Origin of the sequence: Akkermansia sp. UNK.MGS-1, from assembly GCF_000980515.1 — a bacterium.
Classification (GTDB): Bacteria; Verrucomicrobiota; Verrucomicrobiia; order Verrucomicrobiales; family Akkermansiaceae; genus Akkermansia; species Akkermansia muciniphila.
Window position 1 is genome coordinate 26847 of record NZ_LBCB01000012.1, and the last position, 22784, is coordinate 49630.

22 protein-coding genes are annotated in these 22784 nt (G+C 58.0%); 7 read left to right on the forward strand and 15 right to left on the reverse strand.

Annotated elements, in window-relative coordinates; translation table 11 throughout:
* The coding region (locus WW58_RS07745) for an aminotransferase class I/II-fold pyridoxal phosphate-dependent enzyme (protein ID WP_046436836.1) at positions 1 to 400 on the reverse strand (400 nt) is incomplete at its 3' end.
* 121 nt (positions 401 to 521) lie between these two features.
* Positions 522 to 1643: an acyltransferase family protein gene (locus WW58_RS07750; protein WP_046436711.1), complete on the reverse strand. Its 1122-nt coding sequence runs from the start codon at positions 1641 to 1643 to the stop codon at positions 522 to 524.
* Positions 1644 to 1797: 154 nt separating this feature from the next.
* On the opposite strand from WW58_RS07750, the gene WW58_RS13300 reads away from it, so the two are divergent.
* Entirely contained in the window at positions 1798 to 2331 is a 534-nt protein-coding gene (locus WW58_RS13300) for a SprT-like domain-containing protein (RefSeq protein WP_215833614.1), read from the forward strand.
* An 82-nt stretch (positions 2332 to 2413) separates the two neighbouring features.
* On the opposite strand, the gene WW58_RS07760 is transcribed toward WW58_RS13300, so the two are convergent.
* From WW58_RS07760 to WW58_RS13305, 12 genes are all read right to left on the reverse strand, one after another.
* Positions 2414 to 2977, reverse strand: coding sequence for a DUF5069 domain-containing protein (locus WW58_RS07760; protein ID WP_012419557.1), 564 nt, complete (start codon positions 2975 to 2977; stop codon positions 2414 to 2416).
* Positions 2974 to 3396, reverse strand: a complete 423-nt coding sequence (gene atpC / locus WW58_RS07765; protein ID WP_012419558.1) for an ATP synthase F1 subunit epsilon — start codon at positions 3394 to 3396, stop codon at positions 2974 to 2976. The genes WW58_RS07760 and atpC overlap by 4 nt, the downstream gene beginning before the upstream one ends.
* 23 nt (positions 3397 to 3419) lie before the next feature.
* Positions 3420 to 4838 carry a F0F1 ATP synthase subunit beta gene (atpD, locus tag WW58_RS07770; RefSeq protein ID WP_031930301.1) on the reverse strand — a complete coding sequence of 473 codons (1419 nt, stop codon included), beginning with the start codon at positions 4836 to 4838 and terminating at the stop codon, positions 3420 to 3422.
* A gap of 77 nt (positions 4839 to 4915) precedes the next feature.
* Positions 4916 to 5788, reverse strand: a complete 873-nt coding sequence (gene atpG, locus WW58_RS07775; protein ID WP_012419560.1) for an ATP synthase F1 subunit gamma — start codon at positions 5786 to 5788, stop codon at positions 4916 to 4918.
* Positions 5789 to 5809: 21 nt separating this feature from the next.
* Positions 5810 to 7342 carry a F0F1 ATP synthase subunit alpha gene (gene atpA, locus WW58_RS07780; protein WP_031930302.1) on the reverse strand — a complete coding sequence of 511 codons (1533 nt, stop codon included), beginning with the start codon at positions 7340 to 7342 and terminating at the stop codon, positions 5810 to 5812.
* Positions 7343 to 7358: 16 nt separating this feature from the next.
* Complete coding sequence (locus WW58_RS07785; RefSeq protein ID WP_046436712.1) at positions 7359 to 7766, reverse strand: F0F1 ATP synthase subunit delta; 408 nt, start codon at positions 7764 to 7766, stop codon at positions 7359 to 7361.
* Between the two features lie 7 nt (positions 7767 to 7773).
* Positions 7774 to 8301: a F0F1 ATP synthase subunit B family protein gene (locus WW58_RS07790; RefSeq protein ID WP_022198526.1), complete on the reverse strand. Its 528-nt coding sequence runs from the start codon at positions 8299 to 8301 to the stop codon at positions 7774 to 7776.
* Positions 8302 to 8402: 101 nt separating this feature from the next.
* On the reverse strand, positions 8403 to 8624 hold the full coding sequence (locus WW58_RS07795) for a h+transporting two-sector ATPase C subunit (RefSeq protein WP_022198527.1): 222 nt from the start codon (positions 8622 to 8624) through the stop codon (positions 8403 to 8405).
* 82 nt (positions 8625 to 8706) lie between these two features.
* Positions 8707 to 9645 carry a F0F1 ATP synthase subunit A gene (atpB, locus tag WW58_RS07800; RefSeq protein WP_022198528.1) on the reverse strand — a complete coding sequence of 313 codons (939 nt, stop codon included), beginning with the start codon at positions 9643 to 9645 and terminating at the stop codon, positions 8707 to 8709.
* A gap of 273 nt (positions 9646 to 9918) precedes the next feature.
* Positions 9919 to 12120, reverse strand: coding sequence for a hypothetical protein (locus WW58_RS07805; protein WP_046436715.1), 2202 nt, complete (start codon positions 12118 to 12120; stop codon positions 9919 to 9921).
* Between the two features lie 250 nt (positions 12121 to 12370).
* Complete coding sequence (locus tag WW58_RS07810) at positions 12371 to 14839, reverse strand: penicillin-binding transpeptidase domain-containing protein (protein WP_046436717.1); 2469 nt, start codon at positions 14837 to 14839, stop codon at positions 12371 to 12373.
* Positions 14840 to 14898: 59 nt separating this feature from the next.
* On the reverse strand, positions 14899 to 15429 hold the full coding sequence (locus WW58_RS13305) for a L,D-transpeptidase (protein WP_161994061.1): 531 nt from the start codon (positions 15427 to 15429) through the stop codon (positions 14899 to 14901).
* A gap of 212 nt (positions 15430 to 15641) precedes the next feature.
* Here WW58_RS13305 and WW58_RS07820 point away from each other — a divergent pair, with 212 nt between their 5' ends.
* The 3 genes from WW58_RS07820 to WW58_RS07830 all read left to right on the forward strand — a co-directional run bounded on the left by WW58_RS07820 (position 15642) and on the right by WW58_RS07830 (position 19993).
* Positions 15642 to 16760, forward strand: coding sequence for an acyltransferase family protein (locus tag WW58_RS07820; protein ID WP_046436718.1), 1119 nt, complete (start codon positions 15642 to 15644; stop codon positions 16758 to 16760).
* Positions 16761 to 17016: 256 nt separating this feature from the next.
* On the forward strand, positions 17017 to 19032 hold the full coding sequence (locus WW58_RS07825; protein ID WP_182916444.1) for a Sip1-related alpha-galactosidase: 2016 nt from the start codon (positions 17017 to 17019) through the stop codon (positions 19030 to 19032).
* A 40-nt stretch (positions 19033 to 19072) separates the two neighbouring features.
* Positions 19073 to 19993 (forward strand): hypothetical protein, encoded by a 921-nt coding sequence (locus tag WW58_RS07830; protein WP_046436720.1) that lies wholly within the window; start codon positions 19073 to 19075, stop codon positions 19991 to 19993.
* Between the two features lie 58 nt (positions 19994 to 20051).
* Here WW58_RS07830 and WW58_RS07835 read toward each other — a convergent pair whose 3' ends face one another.
* Entirely contained in the window at positions 20052 to 20927 is an 876-nt protein-coding gene (locus WW58_RS07835) for an alpha/beta hydrolase (RefSeq protein WP_022198535.1), read from the reverse strand.
* Positions 20928 to 20992: 65 nt separating this feature from the next.
* Here WW58_RS07835 and WW58_RS07840 point away from each other — a divergent pair, with 65 nt between their 5' ends.
* The 3 genes from WW58_RS07840 to WW58_RS07850 all read left to right on the forward strand — a co-directional run.
* Entirely contained in the window at positions 20993 to 21925 is a 933-nt protein-coding gene (locus tag WW58_RS07840) for a hypothetical protein (RefSeq protein WP_046436723.1), read from the forward strand.
* A gap of 48 nt (positions 21926 to 21973) precedes the next feature.
* Positions 21974 to 22522, forward strand: a complete 549-nt coding sequence (locus tag WW58_RS07845; protein WP_012419574.1) for an HdeD family acid-resistance protein — start codon at positions 21974 to 21976, stop codon at positions 22520 to 22522.
* A 14-nt stretch (positions 22523 to 22536) separates the two neighbouring features.
* Positions 22537 to 22784, forward strand: a 248-nt coding sequence (locus tag WW58_RS07850; RefSeq protein ID WP_046436725.1) for a HesA/MoeB/ThiF family protein, incomplete at its 3' end; no start/stop codon positions are given.

The window sequence follows — 22784 nt, forward strand, 5'->3', positions numbered from 1 at the left end:
AAGCCACACCCGCGTAATGAACCACGCAAATGGCGCGGGTGCGGTCCGTGATGGCCGCTTCTATCAGCGTCTCGTCAATATTCTGCGTATCCGGCCTGATATCCACGAATACGGGAACGCCGCCGCGCAGCACAAACGCGTTCGCCGTGGAGACGAACGTATAGGAAGGCATGATAATCTCGTCGCCCGGGCGGCAGTCGATCAACAGGGCCGCCATCTCCAGTGCGGCGGTTCCGGAATGAACCAGCAGAACCTTTCCGGCGCCGGTGCGTTCCGCAAGCAGTTCATGGCATTTTTTCGTGTAATAGCCGTCTCCGCATAAATGGGCGCGCTGGATGGCGTCCCGGATATAATCCAATTCGGGACCGTGCTGGTGAGGTTGGTTGAAAGGAATCTCCATGGCTTCAGAAAAGACCGGCCCATAACGGACGCCCGGCGCAGGCATGCCGATCCCGTGCGGGAGGCGTTCCCCGCCTCCCGCACGGGGAGACCCTACTATGAACGGAGGTCTGAAAACAAGCCTAGACCTTGATGAAGGTCCGGTTTTTGTACATGTAATACAGCACGCCCCAAATCAGGGCATAATTGCAGAGATAAAAGACAAACCTGTCCGCATCCCCGAAACACCCGCTAAACCCGGTAAACAATACCCGGGAGAAATTGCTCGTAGGGGGGCACAGAGATACCCATATGTACACGAAAATGGCATTGCTCCCTATTACGGAGAAAAAGAATGTCAGCCAGTTCAATTTCAGCACATCCGTCAGCAGGTAGAACAGGGCCAGCAGCAAATAGCACCATCCCGCCGCCCACAACACCATGGAACTGGTGAACAAACGCTTGATTATCGGGAAATCCAGGCTCCAGACATACCCCAGCGCCAGGCAGCCCGCGCCCGAACATAACAGCCACGCCAGCTTTTTCCCATGCCCCTGCACCCGCTTCAGAATCTGGCCGCCCAGCAGACCGAGCATGGTCATGGCGCCAAAACCGAACTGCGCCAGAATCCATGCATAATTCGTTCCATCCTGCCAGTTTCCCATCAGGTATTTATCCAGCAGCAGGGCCAGATTCCTCCCCGGTTCAAGCATTCCTGCCGCACAGGAACCCACCGCTGGGTCAGAAAAGGAAACAAACTTCATGACCAGCCAGTACACAGCCAGCAGCCCCCCCGTTGCCGCTACCTGCCACCGGACGGACAGATGAAGAAGGCAAATGGCCGCAATCAGGTAGCCGGAAGCGATGGCCTGGAGCGTATTGCAGTACAGGGACATTTTGGACGGTTCAAAACTCAGCAGATTTCCCTGCACCACCATGCCCAGCAAAAAAAGCACCACTACCCGCCTGGCAACTTTCAGGTAAATCTTCCACAGGGGTTCCGAACCGATGCGCCTGGAAAAGGAAAACGGCATGGCCGTTCCCACAATGAACAAAAAGAGGGGCATCACCAGGTCCCAGGCGGCAAACCCCTCCCAATTCACGTGCGTGCTGTGCTTCACCAGCCACTCGGGGCTCCGGTCATAAAAAAGGTTGATGCCGGAAACAACCAGAGCCAGCCCCCCGGTCAGGAAAAACATGTCAAATCCCCGCAGGGCGTCAATGGCCGCAATCCTCTGCGGCTTGGTATCGGAAAGAGAACTCATGGCGATATTCCAACTACGGCATTATGTCCGCCAACCTTTCCAAAGACTTTCTTTTTCTCAGGCTCCGTAAAAAAAACGGCTGTTTCCGGAAAAACCTGTCCTCCACGGCAACTCCGTCATGATGCCTTTCTCCATATTCCCTTCCCCGTCTTCCATGCTATGCTTTCCCCGCAACATGACCATGGGGAACGACCAATCCGGCGAACGCGACAGCGTCCGGAATATTGAAACTTACGCCCGCCTGAAAATGGATGAACTTGGTCTGGCAGACTGGCAATTCGGCTGGGACCGGGCCAAAAGAAGGCTGGGTGTGTGCCGCCTGCTGGAAAAAAGCATTACGATTTCCATCCACTTCGTCCGCGCCAATCTGGAAACCCCTCACGAAATCCGTGACACGATTTTGCATGAGATCGCCCACGCCCTGGCGTGGACCCGCCATGGGGAACGCACCCACGGACCGCGATGGAAACAGATTTGCAGGGAAATAGGGGCCGTTCCGTGCGCCGCCGCCAAACAGGACGCCGTCCGCGTCACCACGTACAAATATATCCTGCGTCTGAAAACGACGGGCGAAGTCGTCGGCAAATACCACCGCCGCCCCTCTTTCGCCAAATACCTCAAGCGCATGGCCCTGAAAGGCCGCCCCGATACGCTGGGCCAGCTGGAGCTGGCGCCTTATGAAGAATAACGTCCACAAAAGCTGAAAGAAACGAGCCGTTTCCGGTATTCTCCAGCATCAACGATCATCCCATTCCGGGCATTTCCATTTTTTACGTCTGCTCATTATCCGGAACAGCAGAGGAAACACTCAAGGTGCGCTGGCGTACGTAATCGTACACCTTCGGGTCGCTGTCTCCGGCTGCCCAGACCACCCGCAGGAAGTCGGCGGGATGAATATTTCCGTGATCCCGGAAGAAACGGCGGTCATTCTCACAGCAGTAAATGATGTCATCCCCCATGGAACCGACGAGCTTGGCCCGCGCCTTGGCAATCAGGCGCGGAAGGTAGGGGAGACCGCAGAGTTCGTCGCCGAACCCCGGCAAATCATACCCGATCACAGGTTTCCCCTGGTAAAACTGCCCGTGCTGGACGGTCAGGAAGAAGTCCCGGCGCGCCGCAGCCATCAGCAGAACCGTGGTGGGGGAAGGTTCTCCCGTACGGGCATAGGTTTCTACAAAATCAAACAATTCCCGAGTGCGGCAGCCGATGGAAGAAAGAAAGATAATTTCCTGATCCGTAAAGAAGCCGTCCACATTCCTGTGGCCTTCATGGTAGCGCCCCACCGCTTCGCGGAAAAGGTCGTAAAACGTATCGTTCCAATCTTCTTCCATCATCGGCCCGGCGATTTATGTTTGCGCTTGAAGTTAAGCATCATGATCTGCTTGGTCAGATTGGCTTCAAAGCGGGCCTGTTCCTCGCGGGACATTTCCGAACGCGTCTTGAGCACCTCCTGCGCTTCCTGAATGGCCCGTTCCACGCTGCCTTCATCAATCTGGGAGGAATTAAGCGCGAGGTCGGTTACCATGAGAACATGGTCGTCATTGACCTGCACAAAGCCGGTGCCCACCACCATGCTTTCCTCCGGGCCGTCCATGGGCTTGTAGCGGAGTTCCCCTGGTTCTAGGGAGGTAATCAGGGCCGTATGGTGTTCCAGCACGCCCATCTCCCCGAGACTGCCGGGCAGATAAACGTATTCTACAGTAGCGGCAACCGCCACTTCATCCGGGGTAATGACTTTGAACTCCATGCTCATGGTTCGGGACGGCGGGAAAAGGGTTATTTGGCTTCCTTGAGGACGTCATCAATGCCGCCGCGCATGAAGAAGGCGTCCTCCGGAACCATGTCCAGCTTGCCTTCCAGGATTTCCTTGAAGCCCCGGACGGTTTCCGCCACGGGAACATAGGCACCGGGAATGCTGGAAAAGACTTCCGCCACATGGAACGGCTGGGTCAGGAAGCGCTGAATCTTGCGGGCGCGGCTCACGATGAGCTTGTCTTCTTCCGAAAGTTCGTCCATGCCCAGAATGGCAATCATATCCTGAAGGTCCTTGTAGCGCTGCAGCACCATCTGCACGCCACGCGCCACTTCATAATGCTCATTCCCCACAATTTCCGGGGCCAGGGCCTTGGAAGTGGAAGACAGCGGTTCCACCGCCGGGAAGAGCCCCTGGGCCGCCAGAGAGCGTTCCAGCACCACCGTGGAGTCCAGGTGGGCGAAGGTTGTGGCCGGGGCCGGGTCCGTCAAGTCGTCCGCAGGAACATACACGGCCTGCATGGAGGTGATGGAGCCGTGCTTGGTGGAGGTGATGCGTTCCTGAAGATCCGCCATTTCCTCCGCCAGGTTCGGCTGGTAACCCACGGCGGACGGCGTGCGGCCCAGCAGGGCGGACACTTCCGACCCCGCCTGGGAGAAACGGAAAATATTGTCAATGAACAGCAGCACGTCCTTATGCTCCTCGTCACGGAAGTATTCCGCCATCGTCAGGGCGGACAGGGCTACGCGCAGACGGGCGCCGGGGGGTTCATTCATCTGTCCGTACACCAGCGCCACCTTGGATTCTTCCGGTTTCTCCAGGTTGATGACTCCGGATTCTATCATCTCATTGTACAGGTCGTTCCCCTCACGGGTGCGTTCCCCCACCCCGGCAAAAACGGAGAGGCCGCTGCGCGCCTTGGCAATGTTGTTGATCAACTCCATGATGAGCACGGTCTTGCCTACCCCCGCACCCCCAAAGGCACCGATTTTGCCGCCTTTCAGGAAGGGGCAGATAAGGTCAATTACCTTGATGCCCGTTTCCAGCACTTCCGTGCTGGTGGATTGTTCGTCCAACGGCGGAGCGCCGCGGTGGATGCTCTTCATACCGGCGCAGGAGAGTCCGCCGCGCTCGTCCACAGCTTCCCCCAGCACATTGAAAATACGTCCCAGCACGCACTGTCCCACAGGAACTTCAATAGGGCGCCCCGTGTCGCGCACCGGCATCCCCCGCCGCAGACCGTCCGTAGAACTCATGGCCACGGCGCGGACCCAGCCGTCTCCGATGTGCTGCTGGACTTCCAGAACCAGGGTCTTGCGCTTGCCGTCAACTTCATAGTCCACTTCCAGCGCATTGAGCAGGGCGGGGAGCGTTTCTGCCTGGGAGAAGTCCGCATCGACCACAGCGCCGATGATCTGAACGAGAATGCCTGTGTTATTCATCATGGGAAAAACTTGGTGTTGAAATGGAGAGGAAAGAATGTTCTGTTTGAAAAGCGGGTAAAGAAAGCGGAACCATGTTATTCCATAGCGCGCATAGCCGTGGTAATTTCCAGAAGTTCGTTGGTGATTTGCGTCTGGCGCGCCTTGTTGTAGTCCAGGGTGAGGCCGCCGATGATGTTTTTGGCGTTTTCCGTGGCTCCCTTCATGGCGACCATGCGGGCGGAGTGTTCGGATGCCCGGGCCTCCAGCACAATCTGAACCAGTCCGTGGAAAACGTAAAGAGGCAGGATGGTATCCAGCAGAGCAGCGGGGCTGGGTTCCAGCAGGAATTGCTTATGGGCATCTGCTCCGTCCAGGGAAGAGCCTCCGGCTTTCGCCATGTTCATCAGGGGTTCCGGCTCAATGGGAAGAAGCTGGCGAAAGACAGGCTTCTGGACCATTGTGTTCACAAAACCGGAGAAAGCCACGAAAACGCGCCCATATTCCTCCGCCTTGAACTTTTGCACGATGAAATCAAATACCGGCTTTAGTTCCAGCAGGGACAGGGGATCCGTCAGGCTCCAGGTGGCCTCCAACCGTTCATTCAATTTGGCGAGCGCAGCATTCAGCTTGCGGCCGATGGTGATGTAATGGGCGTTTTCCGGAGCCTGTTCCCGGACCATTTTGATCAGGTTGGCGTTCAGCCCGCCGCAAAGGCCGCGATCCGTATTCACCAGCAGCACCAGATCCGCGCCGCCGTGGGTTTGCATCAGAGGGCTGTTGCTGGTGTCAATTTCATCCTGGAGATGGTAGAGCACTTCCGCCAGGGCGCGGATATAGGGGCGTCCCTTGACGGCCTGGTCCTGGGCGCGGCGCATTTTGGCGGAAGCCACCATCTGCATCGCCCTGGTGATCTGGGACGTGTTTTTGACGGACTTGATCCGGCGTCTGATGTCTCTCAGATTGCCCATGTGTCAGTACTCCCGTAATCGTTAGTTCCAGCTGAGCTTGAAGGATTCGATAGCGGCTTTAAGCCCTGCGTCTATTTCCGGCGTCAGGTCTTTTTCCTTCAGAATGCTTTCCAGCAGATCCGGATGCTGATCCTGCATCACCGCTTCCCACGCATTCTGGCATTCCTTGATCCTGTCCACCGGAACGTCGTCAAAGTACCCTTTTTGCATGGCATACAAGTCAGCGGCCTCCAGACCCAGGGATTTGGGCTCATACTGGTTCTGCTTAAAGAGCTCCACGATGCGCTGGCCGCGGGCCAGCTTGGCCTTCGTGCTGGGGTCCAGATCAGACCCGAACTGGGCGAACGCCTGCAATTCCGTAAATTGGGCCAGATCCAGCTTAATGGAGCCGGCCAGCTTCTTGATAATTTTCGTCTGGGCGGAGGAACCCACACGGGAGACGGAAATACCCACGTTGATGGCTGGGCGCACCCCCTGGTAAAACAGGTCCGTTTCCAGAAATATCTGGCCGTCCGTGATGGAAATGACGTTCGTGGGAATGTAGGCGGAAACGTCGCCTGCCTGCGTTTCAATAATGGGAAGAGCCGTCAGGGAACCGCCGCCGTGTTCCTTGTTGATGCGCGCGGCGCGTTCCAGCAGGCGGCTGTGCAGGTAGAATACGTCCCCCGGGTACGCCTCGCGGCCGGAGGGGCGGCGCAGAATCAGGGAAATCTGGCGGTAGGCCACGGCATGCTTGGAAAGGTCGTCATAAACGATAAGGGCGTCTTCCCCCTTGTCCATAAAGTATTCCCCCATCGCACAGCCGGCGTAGGGCGCCAGGTACAGCATGGCGGCAGGATCGGAGGCGGAAGCCGCCACGACGATGGAATATTTCATGGCTCCCGTTTCCTCCAGTTTCGCCACCAGGCGGCTGATGTTGGCGCGCTTCTGGCCGATAGCCACGTAAATATTGTAGAGAGGCTGGTGATCAGGAAGCTTGCCTTCCTCCGCCAGACGGTTCTGTTCCGCCTGGGCAATCATGGTATCCATGGCAATGGCGGTCTTCCCGGTGGCACGGTCCCCGATGATGAGTTCGCGCTGGCCGCGGCCGATGGGAATCATGGCGTCAATGGGAAGGATGCCGGTCTGGACGGGCACGGAAACGGATTGGCGGGAGATGATGCCGGAGGCGATTTTTTCCACCGGGTAATACGCTTCCGCCTCAATCGGCCCTTTGCCGTCAATAGGTTCTCCCAGCGTGTTCACCACCCGGCCCAGCAGGGAGCGGCCCACGGGCACGGAAAGAAGGCGTCCGGAACACTTGACCAGATCCCCTTCCTTCAACTTGGAATCATCCCCCAGAATCACGGCGCCAACCTCATGTTCTTCCAGGTTCATCGCCAGCCCCATCACCCCGCCGGGGAACTCTATCATTTCATTGAGCATGACGCCGCTCAGCCCTTCGATCTTGGCGACGCCGTCCCCCACGGAACGAATGACGCCCACGTTTTCCTGACTGACGGAAGCCGTGGCTTTTTTTATTTCTGCTTCGAGTTCTTGAAGTATGTTGCTCATGGGAAAAATTCGTTGGTTAATTGGAAAGGGTGCGGGCCATCGCAGCCAGACGGTCGATTCTGGAACGCACGGAACCGTCCTTCACGTCGTCCCCTACCTGGATGCGGACACCCGCCAGCAGAGACGGTTCCACCTCCCAGCGGTAGTAGAGGGCGCCGCCATATCTGGCCTCCAGTTTGGCCTGAATCAGGGAACGTTCCTCTTCCGTGAGGGGCACGGCGCTTTGAATAGTGGCTGTACGGCTTTTCACCGCATATTCCACCATGCCGGAAAAAGCTTTCAGCAGAGCGGCATAATTGCGGGGCTTGCGTTCCGCAATTTTCCGGGCGATCAGACGCACGCGGTCCTCCGCCACGGCATTCCCGTCCATACAGAGCCGGAACAGCCTGCGGGCGGCATTTTGCGTGTCCTTTCCGATCTTCATAAACGTTTCAGGAATCCAGGCTGTCGATCGCTTCCCGGTTGATTCTCCGCTGGTCTTCTTCCGTCAGCATTTTTCCGGTAACCTGGGCCGCAGCCAGGGCCACCAGCTGGCCAAATTGTTCTTTTAACGCTTCACGCTCTTTCTGCTGTTCCAGTTCCGCAAGCTGCCGGGCTTTTTTTATGATTTCCTCAGCCTTCCGGGAGGCTTCCGCTTCCTGTTCTTCCAACAGGCGGGCGGCGGCAGCCTTGGCGGCGTCTATTTTCTCCTGCCCCTTTTCCCCTGCTTCCACCAGCATTTCATGCGTCTGTTCCTTGACGGAAGCCAGCTGCCGCTCGCTTTCCTCACGCATTTCCTCTCCTTCTTCAATCCGCCGGCGTCTTTTTTCCAGAACGTTCTGGATGGGCTTGAACGCCAGATACCGCAGGATCGCCACCATCAGAATGAAAGCGATCAGGTTGGCAACAAAAGGCTCCCAACTCGTTACCCCGAAGGGAGCAAAAGGATTCCAGGCTTGGTCAGCTATGAGATTCAGCATAAGATGAGCGGTTTGAACATGCCGGAAATTTTCCGGACCGGCAGGGGACGGGCGCGCCGCCCCGGAGCGGAAAAGCTCCCTCCGGGAACGGAACTTCCGTTTTATTTCACAAAAATGGAGATCAGGGCCACGCCTTCAATCAGGGCCGCCAGCGTGATGGCAATCACCATAATGGGGGAGGAGGCTCCGGGGTTGCGCCCGGTGGCTTCCGCGGCTTTCGAGCCGATGAGGCCAATGCCGAGGCCGGCGCCGATGGTGACGAGGCCGAAACCTACGTTGCCGGACAATTCGGCCAGGGAGGTCATTGCGATAGGATCGATCATGTTATTGGTATGGTTTATGTTTTTTGTTGAACGTTCCCCCACAGGTCGCCCATGGTCCGGAACGGAAAGTTGGCGGTACGGTTTATGAGGCTTTTCCGGGAGGCGGGCTGTCCGGAACGGGAAGTTCCTTTTCCTCATTTTTGGAGGTATGGCCGTGGGCGTCATCGTCCCCTACCTGAAGTTTCAGGAAAATCGCCGTCAGGAGCAGGAAAACCAGAGCCTGAATGAACCCCACAAGCAGTTCAATCGCCAGAAACGGCAGTACGCACAGGGCGCTGAGCACGGGCCCGAACATGTGAGCCATAGTGTCAATAATCGTCTCCCCGGCGTAAATATTGCCGTAAAGACGGGCTGCCAGCGCAATGGGGCGGATCGTGATGCTCAGGACGTCCACCAGCCCCACAAAGATGAAGATGAACACCAGCACGAATCCCATGAACCCCGGCAGCCTTCCCTTGGGGCCGAACAGATGCATAAAGAAGCCTTTCAGTCCCTGCTCCCGGATAGACCAGTAAAGCCACATCAGCGCATAAAAAATACCCAGGAACATCGTCACGTTCATGTCCGCATTCGCGCCGCGGAACAGCGGCACCCCATGGTAAGTGACGGTTCCCACCCCGGGAAGAAGCCCCATGTAATTGCTGACCAGAATAATGGTGAAAATGGTCCCGAAGTACCAGAAGTACTTGCGTGTCAGGCGCGGCCCCAGAAGGGACTTCACAAAGTTGTACAGAGTCTCAAAAAAGTATTCCACCGCATTCTGCAAACGGGAAGGCAGGATGCGCATGGAACGGGTGGCGGACCATACGACCACCCCTATCAGAAGAACCGCCAGAAACAGCATCAGCATTGAGTTGGACACCGGGAGCTCAATGCCTCCGGGCAGCGGAATGGAAAACAAATGGGGAGCAGCCTGTTCCAATCCGTGCTCCGCTCCTGCTTCCGCCGCACAGGCGCTGCCGCCCATAACGCCGAACATGGTCAACGCCGCCAACCACAGGAACTGGAAAAATCTGCTCATTGTCTTTCTCTCACCATTACTTGTGCCAACTCCTGTAAATACTGGAAGAGGGAATCCATTCCCTTTATTTGACGGTTTTGATTATGTACTTCCCTCTTTCTTTTGGCAAGCCCAAAACTTGGCGCGTACGCAAATTGTATACATTTGTACATAATTTTAAAGCCTACCTGGATGACCGTTGCGTCATGAACACAACCTTTTCTCCATCAACAAAAAAGGCTTCCGGAATAAACTCCCGGAAGCCTGCAGGAAAAACTGGGCGGAGGAAGGCCGTTACTTGGCGGCGGGAATAATATGGATGTGGTACACATCCCTGCCGTCCGCGGCCTTGCGCCCCGTGGCATGCACTCCCGTAACATCGGAAGTGATTACATCCAGGGTTTCCACAGTCTTCCGGAGCTTCTTGCTGTCCTCCGCCGCGCTCTTCAGGGCGTCACGGACCGGAACCAGGTTAAGCTGAAATTCGAGAGGGGCTCCCTGCGCCGGAGATTTCACGGATTCCCTGAGGACTTCCAGGCCGAAAGCCTTCGGCATGCTGATTGCCCAGCGGGTGTCGGAAACGCTTACTACCGGGTTCAGATCGGCGCCCAGAGGGCATTGGTAATCGTAGGTAGTGATATTCCCGTCCACAGAAGACTGGGGAGCGGGAAGCTCCGCCATTTTACCCTGGCTGAGCAGGGTGACGACGGTTTTGGCGGCATGAGTCACTTTCTGCCAGGCCTCGCCCAGAGCGGCGCGGTTGTTCACTTCATACGCAGCGGAGAAGCGCGGCGCCGGCACATTCTTGAGCATGGGATTGGGAGCGCCCTGCATGTCCATCATGAATACGCCTGAACCCGTAAGGCCGGAAAGAGCAGTCTTATAAGCCTTCCAGAGCTCTTCAATGGTAGGCCTGGCCATCTGGATCATAGGGGCGGCCATGCGCACCTGATCGCTCACATCATGCTTCGGGTTGGAAATATAGGCATTGCCGTAGTCCCATACAATCTGGGCAAGGTTACTGCACAGGGAACAACCCATATCCATCATCTGCGGATTGACCGTGCAGGAGGAATACAACACTGTGGACGCGCCCGGACGCACGCCGCTCATGGCGGAGGGGGCGTCCAGCTTGTAAAATTCAAGCGGATATGTGCATGCTTCCACATGCACCCCCTGATCCTGCCATGAATAGTAGGAAACGGACGTGGCCTTCCGGGCCAGCTCTTCATACATGCCAAGCATGCTGCCCCTGATGGAATCCAGAGCCGTCATGGAAGGAGCCGGATCGGCAATCTTCCAATCGGCGCCTATTGCCTGCATCACGTCCTTCAACCCGGTGAACATGCCCTTGTAATAGGCCAGATCCATGTTAATAACCCCTTTGACGGAGGCTTTGTCTGCGAAGAGCAGACCGTAGGCCGGATACTGGGACCGGGCATCGGCCATGGAAAAATCAGGACGAGACAGCACGGAGTCCTGGGGGGAAGAGGCTATGCGGACCTGTTTTTCAGGATTGGTGGTTATAAAGCCTACCAGGGTATCCTCCACAAAAGAGACGGCTACATACAGCCTGGATTCATCCAGACGAACGAGCGCCGCCTTGAGGCGGTCCATATTTTCCTGGGAAATGTCCATCTGCCCCTTTGCCTCCTCCAGAAGCTCTTCCAGCTTCGCGCGCACCTTTTTGCAGTCCACTTCCGCCACCTTGCAGGCCAGGCCATTGTAGGTCTTTTCGTACAGGGAAACCATTCCATGCAGCTCCATATCCTCCTGAAGATTGGCGTCCTTCAGGAAAGCTTTGGCCTGGGCCAGGGCTTCCGGCGTCAGTTTGGCGGCAATCATCACGGGCGCCGTCGCAGCCTGGGAAGGGCGTAAATCCATCAGCTCAGCCCACTGCGCAATCATCTCGACCCCCTGGCCGCCCATGGCCTCCGCTTCCGCGCCATCGTCATCCCCGCTTCCATTCTTTACTCCCTGGAAAAGCCTGTAAACGGATAAAATTTCCTTCATCTGGTTCAGGCCCATCCTGGTAAAAGAGGACTGCGCGCTATCCAGCCACGGAGCCCATTCGGGGCCCAAGCCGATCATCGCGTCAATGACAGGACTGCTGAAAGAACATTTCCGCTGCACGGGTTCGGGAGCGTCTTCTCCCGGAATGGCTATGGATTCATCGGCCACCTCCCCGGATGAACAGGAACTCCAGGTTTTAACCATGTTCAAATTCTGAACGCTCTTCATGATGCCGGGGATATCGTAAACCCCCGCTACCACCCCCATATCCTTGGGAAAGAGGGCGGCTATTCCGAGGCGTTCGGCACGCTTTGCCACCAGATCGGAAGCAACGGAAGTCAAAGGATCAGGCGAAGCGGCGGAAGTCAGGCCGGCCGTATCCTGGCCGGCCTTGGCGGAAGATGATTTATCATCGTCAGAGCAGGCGGCAAGAGCGCAGGTCAGCGCCAAACAGGGTATGGAGTAGAAATAATGCTTTTTCATTATCTTTAAACGTGGGGTCATGATGTCATCTGACAGGAACGCCGCTCCTTGCGGCAACAGTCTCATCAGCGCACCGTCTTCATTATACAGGCGTTTTCCCGCGAGACGCAAGCACAATGCAAAGCATTAACGCCACTCAGGGCGCGCAGGGCGTTGACGCATGGAGAACCTTTCCGCGCCGCCCCTTTCCGCATCTTCCCGGGATTTTCCGGGAACCGCAAAAACGCTCCGGATTTCCCTGAAAAACGGATTAAAGGGGTTCCGCCATGGGAATATCATCCTCCGGCAGGGGAGACTGCGGCGCGGGAGCGTTTACGGGAGTGGAGCGGTTGAGATGGCGGGGAATCTGCTGGGGCAACCCGGGAATGTAATCGGAGTCTCCCCGGCGCGGCGTGAGGGGGGCCGCAGAAGGCTCCTCCGACAACGGGGGCACCGACGGCCCGGCATGCCCTGAGGAGCCGCCCACCGGGGTTGCCTTGATTTCCGCATCGGAAGAGTCATCCAGATCGGCAGGGATTTCATCAGCCTTGATCGGCTCCATCCCTTCCGGATCATACAACCCGGGGGGCAGGTTGTCCGGCACGACGGCAGGGGCCCCGCTCCGTTCCCGAAGAGCGGCCGCGGCCGTTTCCGGGGTTTCCTCCACCGGTTCCGCCACCGGAATGTCGTCCTTGGGCGGGTCAATAATAGCCTTGATGTCTTTTTTCTCCGTTTCGAAAAACTCCTTGACGATGGGAGCGGCGGCGGCTCCCCCGCCCAGCCGTTCGTGGGCGCGGCCTTCATACAGCACCACATAGGCAAAGCGCGGATTGTCGCAGGGCATGAAACCGGCAAACCACGCCAGACGCTTGTCTTCCCGTTCCGGCCCCCATTGGGCCGTTCCTGATTTGCCGGCGATACTGGAATAGGACAGGCGCGCACGCCCCCCCGTACCGGCTTCAACCACTTCCCTCATCCCCTTGCGCACGCTGGACAGAGCACGCTCATAAGCAGGCAGCGGGCGCTGAACTTCCTGGGGCTTGGGCGCGTAAACGACATTGGCGTTGCCGTCCTGAATTTGCTTGATGAGCTGGAGTCTGGGCAGATACCCGTTTGCCACGCCGGACATCATGTGCGCCACCTGGAGGGGCGTAACCAGCAGCGTCCCCTGGCCGATGGACAAATTGGCGGCATCCCCGGACATGAAATCGCGCTTGTAATTGCGAATCATATAATCACTGGTCGGCACCAGGCCGGGATCGTCCGGAATGGGCAGGCCGGTCCGTTCTCCCAGACCGAAGGCGCGGGCCGTATCCATCAGGGCTTCCGCACCCAGCTTCAGGCCCATCTGGTACATGAACGGATTGTTGGACATCGCCAGGGCGCGGACACAGTTGATATCCCCCAGGGGAGTCTTGCTCCAGTTTTTGAAAACGTGGTTGCCGATCGTCACGGAAGCCGGGCAGTAAACGAGCGTATTTTCCGTGATTTTGTTGTTCCTCAAGGCACTGGCTACCGTCAGGACTTTAAATGTGGAAGCGGGAGGATAACGGCCCTGGAAAGCACGGGCGCCCAGAGGACCGGCAGGATCGTTGCGCAGGGCGTCGTAATCCTTCTGGGATATGTTTGGAATGAACATGTTCGGGTCATAGGACGGCGTGGACGCCATCACCAGAACTTCACCCGTCACGCAATCCAGCACCACCATGGCGCCGCGCCTCTTGCCGCGGGAAAGGATGCGTTCCGCATCCTTCTGCCATTTCAGGTTGAGGGTGGTGACGACAGCTCCGCCGGGCTTGGGGCGTATTTGCAGTTCATCCAGAATTTTATTGCCGTCTTCATCAAACATCAAACGCCATACGCCGGGCGTTCCGGTCAGATTTTTATTGAATTCCTTTTCCAGCCCCGCACGGCCTTCCACCTGCTCCCACAGCGGGTCCATGTGGTTAATGGGGCCGGTTGGCAGTTTTCCCTTGGATCCCACATAGCCGATGATATGGCCGGCGATTTCCTTCTCCGGATAGGAACGGATGTAAATGGGCAACAGCTGAAGGCCGCGCACGCTTTTCACTTTATCCTTCAGCTTTTCCGCTTCCTCCGCACGAATGACGTTCGTGAGCGGAAGAGGCAGCCAGCGGCGGTGCTCATAATGTTTCCAGAGCTGTTCGTCGGAAAAAGACCACGCCTTTCCGGCAATTTTTTTGGCCTGTTCCAAGCAGTTGCGCCCGAATTCCACTACGCGGGAACGGTCGGGGTTTTCAAAAATTTCAAACCGCAAAGCCAGCTGATAGGCTACGGACGTCACGGCCAGCGGTTCCCCGTTGCGGTCCAGGATGGGGCCGCGCGGCGCGGGAATCAGCAAAGCCATGGTCCTGGCGGAAGGGCGCGTGCTGGTGTGCGCTTCCCGCGCGGCGTCCAGCCGTCCCCCGCCGAGGGAAGGAATCAGGGACAGGGAATCCAAGCCATTCTGTTCCTTTTCCGTTTCCCCGGGCATCTCCGGAGCGGCGGCCACGCCTTCCCGTTCTCCGGAGGCCGTATCGGAATCCTTTTTCCTGTCTCCCAGGTCAACCGTTTCCACAGCGTCATCCTCTCCGCGCTGCTCCACCGCAGCCCGGCCAGCAGCCGCTCCCCCCCGAGAAGACGAACGGCGCGTGGAAGCCTGGCCCCAGGCCGTATCCGCCGTCCACGCGGCCAACCCGGCCAACAATACCAGGGAACGTATCAGAACCTTTATTTTCATCAGTTTGCAGGAGTGTGGCAAATATACCGCAAGGAATCAACGATTATTCGCGCTCACGCTTATTCCTGAACGATGACGGCTGTTCCCAGGCCGCATTTGTCAAACAGGATGCGGCATGCCTCTACCGGAACCCGGATGCACCCATGGGAGTTGGCATCCCGGTACACGGTGCCCACATGCAGCCCTATCCCGCCATGAATGCGCATCCACAGCGGCATTTTGGCGCCGATGAATTTACCGCCGGGCGGCACGCGGGAAGAAGAGGTAGCGTCCGAATTCACGCACAGGCCGCTTGCGTCAAACACGCTGCCGTAAGACCGGGAACGGTAATCCGCATCTTTTTGGATGATGGAAAACTTGCCGCGCGGCGTTTCATGGGCGGATTTGCCCGTGCAAACGGGAAAGTTCATGGCCGGCTTGCCGTCAACCCACAACACGCCCCGCTGATCATTCAGATGAATGACGATTCTGCTGTTCCGCGTCCGCGCCTGCTGGATGCGTTCGTCATGATACCAGATATCGCGCGTGAAGCGGTACTGGGGGTCCGCGACAAAAGCTTCATAGGAAGACGCATATCTGCCGTCTTTCATCAACGGCTTTCCGTGAGGCGTCCTGGGGGTAGAGGAGCAAGCGGACAAAAACAGGGAGACACACAGAAAAAAAAGAAAAGCGGGAAGGGTGTGCGGCATGCGGCCTGCTTTACCTTCTTCCCCCGTGGAAATCAAGCACGATTCCCCTCCGTTCCTTCATGTTTGGAGGAATCCTGATAGAAACTCCTTTTTTTTCCGTATGATGCTTTTAAATGGCCTATTCCTCTTCCCCCCCCTCCCGTTCTCCCCGCCTGCACTCCCTGGACGCCCTGCGCGGGCTGGACATGCTCATTATCCTGGGCCTGGACGCCCTGGTTCTGCTCCTGGCTTCCAGAAATCCGGAAAGCGCTTTTCTTCAGGAAGCCGCACGCCAGATGACGCATGCCCGCTGGGAAGGATTGCACCTGTACGACCTGGTATTCCCCGTTTTCGTCTTCATTTCCGGCGTTTCCATGTCCTTTTCCCTGGGGAAATACACCAGCGGAAACGCTTCCTCCGTCCCCGGGCTTCTCCATCTCTGGAAACGGGCTCTCGTCCTGGCTTTTCTGGGGCTACTGGTCAATGGAACGCTTACCTGGACGGAAAGCATGCGTTATGCCTCCGTTCTGGGGCTGATTGGTTTTTCCTGCGCCATTGCGGGAACCTGCATCCTGCTGTGCCGCCGGACGGGAGCGGTTGCCTCTGCGGCGGGGTTCATCCTGGCCCTCATTACCCTGCTCCAGTTCACCTGCGGCAACTTCACGCCGGACGGCTCCGTCAACTCATGGGTGGACAGGCACTGGCTCGCCGGTCGTCTGCATGGGGGAGTTTTTGACCCGGAAGGCCCGCTCTGCGTCGTTTCCGCTTCCGTCCTGTGTCTGGGAGGATGGCTGGCAGGGAAATTTTTGAAGGAAAGCCGGCTCTCTCCCGTGCACCTCTGCGCAGCAATGGCAGGGGCAGGCCTTCTCCTTTTCTGCGCCGCCAGGATGCTGGACGGCCTCTACCCCATCATTAAAAGCATGTGGACAGGCACCTTCGTCCTGGCCGCCGCCGGCATCTCCCTGACGCTCCTTTCCCTGTTTCATCTGGCCGTCGATGTGTGGAACAAAGGGAAATGGGCCCTATGGGCGTTTCCCCTCCGCGTTATCGGCATCAATGCCCTGGCCGCCTACCTCATTAACTCTCTTCTCAACATTCATGCACTTAACCGACGCGTCTTCAGCGGTATAGCAGATTTTTTCACACCTTTCCAACCCGTCTTCCTGGCTGTGTCCCTGCTGGTGCTGCAATGGCTCGTCTTGTACTTCCTTGACAGGCGCCGCACTTCCCTCGCCCCAAAAGCGGCCAAGTAACCGGGCGGCGGAACTCCCGGCCAGGGTGGCCGGTGTTCTCTGAAAAAACGAAGTTCCCCTGTGAGACGGCCGGCCGACGTTATTTCTTTCCCTCAACGCCCTGAAAAGAGAAATAAAGCGGAAACATCATTTTTTGCTCGTTTCAGGGAAAAGCTCTGCCATCTTTTCCGAAAGAGGCAAAGCACGTTCCTTCCACAATTCCCCCGGGTTCCCCTGCCCCATTTTCCAACCCTGTGATCATTCCATGAAAGCAATCATGTTCCCGGTCCTTGCTTTGGCGGCCCTGAGCGCTTGGACCGGCGCCGCCCAACCCCGGACATCCGCCATTCCTCCCATATCGGGCAAAAAGGCGTATCGGCTTCCGCTCCCGCCCTACCAGACCTTCTGCTGGTTTTCAGCGGATCGCGGCCGCTGGCCCGGAGACGGGAACCGGGTTCTTCCCTGGTTCGGACGGACATCCCCCGGCAACCTGCTGGACAGCAGACCGAATCCCAGCACCGCCAAACCGGGGGACCATGCCATGTTCGCCCTGTTCCACCTCAAAGACGGCAATTTCATGGCCGTGCTCCCCGTCGCCGCCCCTGATTCCCTCGCGTGGCTGAAACTTGAAAGGGACGGGACATTCCTTGTGGAAGCCGGTTCGCTGGGAACTTCCCCCGCCAAACCGCAGGCCGTCCTGGCCGTCACCGCCACGGACAAGGATATTTACCGCGCCTGTTCCGCCGTATGGAACAAGGCCCTTTCCCTCCCTTTCATCAAGGGCAGAACCTTGCCCCGGGAAAAGAAAATTTATCCGGAACCGTTCAAGTACCTCGGCTGGTGCAGCTGGGAACAGTATAAAAAGAACATTTCCTCCAAGCTGCTTGAAGAAACGGCCAAAAAACTGGAGGCATCCCCCGTCCCCGTCCGGTGGATGCTGGTGGACGACGGATTCCAGACCCAGGAAAGGCTTCAGCTGGTCAGTTTCCAACCCCGGCAGGACCGATTCCCCCGGGGCTGGCAGCCCCTGATGAAACACAAAAGCCCCAAATTGAAATGGATGGGCCTGTGGCACTGCTATTACGGCCTCTGGAACGGCATCCACCCCAGGCACCATCTGGATGACGAGACTGCCCGCGGTCTGGTCCGTACCGCCAAAGGGAAAATCCTCCCCGGTGACGGCCCCGGAGGAGCCGGAGCGTTTTATACCCCCTTCCTACAATCCGTCAAAGACGCCGGATTCGACTTCGTGAAAATTGATGTGCAGGCGGAATACCTGAAGCATGCGGACGGGCTGGACAACCCGGTCCGCCACAATACCAAGTGCTCGGAAGCCCTGGAACAGGCCTGCCTGAAAACAGGGCTCAGCCTGGTCAACTGCATGGCGCAGGGTACCGTCAACATTCAGAACACGCGTTACAGCGCGGTCACCCGGTGCAGCATTGACTACAAGCTGGGAGATGAAGCCATGGCCAAATCCCATATCCTCCAGTCCTACGCCAATACCCTCTGGCTGGGACAGACCGTGTGGCCGGACCATGACATGTTCCATTCCACAGACCCCGCCTGCGCCCGCCTCATGGCCGTATCCAAAGCCGTCTCAGGCGGCCCTGTCTATCTTTCAGACCCGGCAGACAAACTTAATCCGGAAAACATCATGCCTCTCGTCTGGTCGGACGGTCTTCTGCTGCGCCCGCTGGCTCCCGCCGTGCCCCTTCCGGATTCCGTCTTTCCGGATGCTCTGAACGAGAACCGCCTGTACCGGGTAATCGCCCCTCTGCCCGGTCAAAGCGCCGCCGTGGTGGTGTACAACCTCAAACATCCTTCCCCGGCGAAACCGGTACGGGGGAAAATTTCCCTGGAGGATTATAAAAGCGCGGCGGCCCTGCTGAACGGCAATGCGGCGGAAGCGTATGCCTCTCTCCCGCCGGAGGGCATCGCCGCCTATTCCGGAGAGGGAGGCCGCGCGCTGACTCCGGCACAGCCGGATCTGGACGTAGAGCTGACGGGATTCAAGGACCGCCTGTTCATCATGGCCCCTATAGTCCAAGGCTGGGCCGTCATTGGCAGAAGGGACAAATTTCTTTCTCCCTGCGCCCTGGATTCCGCTCCCGGGTACAGGGAGGACAGCCTCCGCTTCCGCGTGAAGGAATCCGGGCCGGTCGTCATCTGGCGGGGAAAAGGCCCGGTCAAAGTAGGAAACACCCCCGTCAGAAATCTGGGGAACGGGTTTTATGAATTGCAATTCCCCGTCTCCAACCGCCCCCTGGACGTTACTGTAACAACGGAATAATTCCGCACATTTCCTCTCATTTTTCCCTGCTTCATTTTCCATGAACCCGCTGTATCCCCTCCTTGCTTTCTCCCTGTTGCTCCCGCTCTGCCGGCATTCCATGGCCTCCGACGCGGTCCCGACTGCCATTCCCGCGCCGAAACCTGAGACTCCCAGGCAGGCGATAGAACAATTCCTGGGTCTTACCGCCATCTGGATGCTGGAAATGGAATGGACCCACGCCTATGCCAATAAAACGCCCAAGGCGGAGGATTTCCGGAAAGCCATGCTGGCGGCGGGCCTTCAGCAATGCCCCGCGGACTTTCAGGAAGCATGGCTGCGGCAAACGGCCAGGCCGGGACGCAATTATGCGGCTCCCGTCCTGCGCAAGTACGGCGTCAGCCTGAAAGACCTCAGGGAAAGGCTCCAGGGCAAACTGTTCAAAATCAACCCTCGGGTGCATCCACCCATCCCCCTTTACGACGAAGGGGAACAAATTCCACGCATGGACCCGCGCACATGCGGAGACCCCAAGGCTATCCTGGAAGCCCTGGCCGCCCTGCGCGCCCAGGTCATGGGCCTCACCCCGGCCCAGCTGTCCCAAGCCAGACAGTCCATTGAACGAGTCATGCTGGAATTCACGCTGGCCTACATGGAAACCGCCATCTGCATGGATACTGCGGGCATCCGGGAAAGCCAGGTCAGGGAACTGTTCGCCCCCATCAGAACAGAAGGATGCCCGGAAGACTTCCGGCGCGCCTGGCAGCACGATCTGCCTTTCTTTCTCAAAGGCCGCTTCACGGGGCCGGAGCTGACTCTCTCCACCGTCTGCAAAAAATACGGAGCCAACGAGCAGGAACTCTTTCTCAAGGTGCGACGAAAAATGAAGGAATGGGATATCCAGCCGCCTACGCCGCAGACGCAGGACGCCTTCCGCCGGGACATGCGGGAAATCCGGGAAAACATGCTGGGAGGCAGATAGAAAACAGCCTTTCCGCATGCAGCGCCTTCCGGGAACCTTCCCGGATATCAGGCCAAGGTCACCCCAGCAGCCCGGCATCCATTCCTTCGTTATATTCCCAAATTCCCTGCTCCACCATAAACGCGCTCCAGCTATTGAGCAGTTGTTCAAAATAGGCGGCATTCACATTGAAATGGTAAAATGTGTGGTCCGCCACGTCCAGAAGTTCAAATCGGGAACGGTTCTTCTTTTTTCTCCACAGCTCCGCCAGCCTTTCGCTGTTGCGCCACGGCAGCAGCCTGTCCCTTCCTCCATGACTCGCAAACAGGGGAGGAAGCCCCCTCTGCACGCGCCGCAGGGGGTTGACGGCATCCCTCTGGTCCGGAGGCATCATGCCGCCCAGCTTAAAAGCGGACTGCGCCGTCAGGTCGCACACGCCTCGGAACAGGGCCACGGCGGCGGGGCCAGGAGGAAGGGGAGCCTTTTTGCGGAACAGAGACCAGCGGGCGGGGTGGTCAGGAAGGGCCACATGCAGGGCCATCAGCCCTCCGGCATCACTTCCCGCCACAGTAATGCGAGCCGGGTCCAGCCCCAGCAGTGCGGCGTTCCCATGCACCCAGGCCCAGGCTTCCCGGCCCTCTTCCAGAATGTCCATCGGCTCCACTTCATAATCGCCGCGCGTGCGGAACATGGGGATAATGCCTGCAATACCCTGCTGGGCAAGATGAAGCGCCCACGGCACAAAATCCCCCAGGCTCTTGCCCACCCACATGCCGCCGTGGAAAAAGAGCACGGAAGGAGCGGCGGCTTCCGCCCGGTGGCCGGGGGGAAAAAAGACGTACGCCATCAGCTCCTCCCCGTCTGAAAACCGCCTCCACACAAAGCCGGGCTGTTCCCGCAACAGTTTCCTGTACCGGGCTTCCGCCAAATGATCGGCTTCTGTGAACAATTCCATAAGAACGGCTTCATGATGCAATTGTGTTGCACTCCGCGCAAGTTTGATGTCTAAATAATCGTGTAATGACTTTCCGTTCCATTTTCTCCCTGGCCTGCTGCGCCGCAGCCCTTCTTTCTCCCGCTTCCGCAGCTCCCCGCCCCGGAGACGCCAAACTGAGAGACGACCTGGACGTGGCTTACAATACATGGCGTCTGCATCTGCTGCGCGGCAATTATGACGGCTGGAGAGCCACAACCTCCGCCTACCGCCAGGTGAAAGTGCGCAATCTGGCCGTTTCGGAAAAACGCCCCTTTCCCGCCTCCCTGTTCCGGCAGCCCATGGCTCCCCCCGCGCTCGCTCCGCTGATGTACGTAGGTTCCGTCGTAAACGGCCCCACGGCCGCAGCCACCTACTACGGCAAGGTGGATCTGGGGCTGGGCCAGGAACCCACGGATTCGAACGCCCTGGTGCTGCTGTTCACCCATGAAAACGGCAAATGGAAATATGACCAGGCGCGCTTTTTCAACCTCACCCGCCTGCCCGCCGTCAAAGAACGCCTCAAACGCGGAGACGCCTCCGTGCTGATGGAGCAGGACGGGTTCCAGCCCCTTGGGAAAATTCCCGCCGTGCCGCCTGTCTGCCCGCCGCCCAAATACATCGCAAAAATTCTGGTGGACTGCCCCGGACGCACCGTCCAGGCGAACGTAAACAATATTTCCCTGCATGAATTTGACAACACCCGCCTGGCGGAAGTCATTTCCGGAGGACTGAGGGACGGAACCAATTCACTCACACTGAACTTTTCCGACAGCCCGAACGGCAAAAAAGGCGCCGTACTCGTGGAAGTGTACATCATGCCGGAAATCCCGGGCCACCTGCCCGCCAGGGCTTTTTCCTACTTCGTCCCCCCCCAGGCGCACCCCAAAAGCGGCCCTGTGCTGATTAACGTCACTCCGGAATTGCTGAAGACCATGGAGCCGAAGAATTCTTCCCCGAAGGCAGCCGCCGGCAAATAAAATCGTCATTCTTCAACGTTTCCGTTGCGGGCCCGGTCATACCGCCATATGACAACTCAACCTCAAGTCAGCAGCTCCGCGGTATCCGGCAACTCATGGTGGATGGGTATCCTTGGCGTCATCGAGCTATTTCTTGGCTTCATCGCCCTGGCCTCTCCCTGGATCGTCGGAGCCAGCTTCATTTGGGTAATCGGCATCATGCTGATGGTTCTGGCCGTCGTCCGGCTGATCCAGGTCTTCACCGTCCCTTCCTCCCGTGGGTGGAACCTGGTGACGGCCATCCTGTACGGCATCGCCGGCTGGTTTCTGTTCCGGGACCCCAATATTTCCCTGGCTATCACCACGCTCATCATCGGGTGGGGCCTGGTTATTGCCGCCGTATTTCAGGGGGCCATCTGGCTTCAAACCCGTTCCCTGCCCGCCAGCGGGTGGCGGCTGTTCAACGTGATCATCACGCTGATCCTGGGCCTCATGGTCATCTTCGGCTGGCCTGAATCCACGGCCTGGTTCGTAGGTACTCTGATTGCAGTGGAACTGATCTTCTCCGGGTGGACGCTGCTCCTTTATGCATTCAGCGGCAATTCCGCCCGCCGTTAATCCCAGTGACGACAATGACCCTCACCCAGGAAGAAACCGAACGGTACGCCAGGCATCTTTCCCTTCCGGAACTGGGAGAACAGGGCCAATACAAACTCAAACGGGCGCATGTCGCCCTGACGGGCCTCGGGGGGCTTGGCTCCCCGGCGGCCCTTTATCTTGCTGCCGCAGGCGTGGGGCGCCTGACCCTGATTGACCCGGACGAGGTGTGTCTTTCCAACCTCCAGCGGCAAATCCTGCACGCCACGGATGCGGCGGGCAC

Coding starts and splice junctions, on each gene's coding strand:
- WW58_RS07750 (WP_046436711.1), bottom strand. CDS start 1,643: ATGAGTTCTCTTTCCGATACCAAGCCGCAGAGGATTGCGGCCATTGAC.
- WW58_RS13300 (WP_215833614.1), top strand. CDS start 1,798: ATGCTATGCTTTCCCCGCAACATGACCATGGGGAACGACCAATCCGGC.
- WW58_RS07760 (WP_012419557.1), bottom strand. CDS start 2,977: ATGATGGAAGAAGATTGGAACGATACGTTTTACGACCTTTTCCGCGAA.
- atpC (WP_012419558.1), bottom strand. CDS start 3,396: ATGAGCATGGAGTTCAAAGTCATTACCCCGGATGAAGTGGCGGTTGCC.
- atpD (WP_031930301.1), bottom strand. CDS start 4,838: ATGAATAACACAGGCATTCTCGTTCAGATCATCGGCGCTGTGGTCGAT.
- atpG (WP_012419560.1), bottom strand. CDS start 5,788: ATGGGCAATCTGAGAGACATCAGACGCCGGATCAAGTCCGTCAAAAAC.
- atpA (WP_031930302.1), bottom strand. CDS start 7,342: ATGAGCAACATACTTCAAGAACTCGAAGCAGAAATAAAAAAAGCCACG.
- WW58_RS07785 (WP_046436712.1), bottom strand. CDS start 7,766: ATGAAGATCGGAAAGGACACGCAAAATGCCGCCCGCAGGCTGTTCCGG.
- WW58_RS07790 (WP_022198526.1), bottom strand. CDS start 8,301: ATGCTGAATCTCATAGCTGACCAAGCCTGGAATCCTTTTGCTCCCTTC.
- WW58_RS07795 (WP_022198527.1), bottom strand. CDS start 8,624: ATGATCGATCCTATCGCAATGACCTCCCTGGCCGAATTGTCCGGCAAC.
- atpB (WP_022198528.1), bottom strand. CDS start 9,645: ATGAGCAGATTTTTCCAGTTCCTGTGGTTGGCGGCGTTGACCATGTTC.
- WW58_RS07805 (WP_046436715.1), bottom strand. CDS start 12,120: ATGAAAAAGCATTATTTCTACTCCATACCCTGTTTGGCGCTGACCTGC.
- WW58_RS07810 (WP_046436717.1), bottom strand. CDS start 14,839: ATGAAAATAAAGGTTCTGATACGTTCCCTGGTATTGTTGGCCGGGTTG.
- WW58_RS13305 (WP_161994061.1), bottom strand. CDS start 15,429: ATGAAAGACGGCAGATATGCGTCTTCCTATGAAGCTTTTGTCGCGGAC.
- WW58_RS07820 (WP_046436718.1), top strand. CDS start 15,642: ATGGCCTATTCCTCTTCCCCCCCCTCCCGTTCTCCCCGCCTGCACTCC.
- WW58_RS07825 (WP_182916444.1), top strand. CDS start 17,017: ATGTTCCCGGTCCTTGCTTTGGCGGCCCTGAGCGCTTGGACCGGCGCC.
- WW58_RS07830 (WP_046436720.1), top strand. CDS start 19,073: ATGAACCCGCTGTATCCCCTCCTTGCTTTCTCCCTGTTGCTCCCGCTC.
- WW58_RS07835 (WP_022198535.1), bottom strand. CDS start 20,927: ATGGAATTGTTCACAGAAGCCGATCATTTGGCGGAAGCCCGGTACAGG.
- WW58_RS07840 (WP_046436723.1), top strand. CDS start 20,993: ATGACTTTCCGTTCCATTTTCTCCCTGGCCTGCTGCGCCGCAGCCCTT.
- WW58_RS07845 (WP_012419574.1), top strand. CDS start 21,974: ATGACAACTCAACCTCAAGTCAGCAGCTCCGCGGTATCCGGCAACTCA.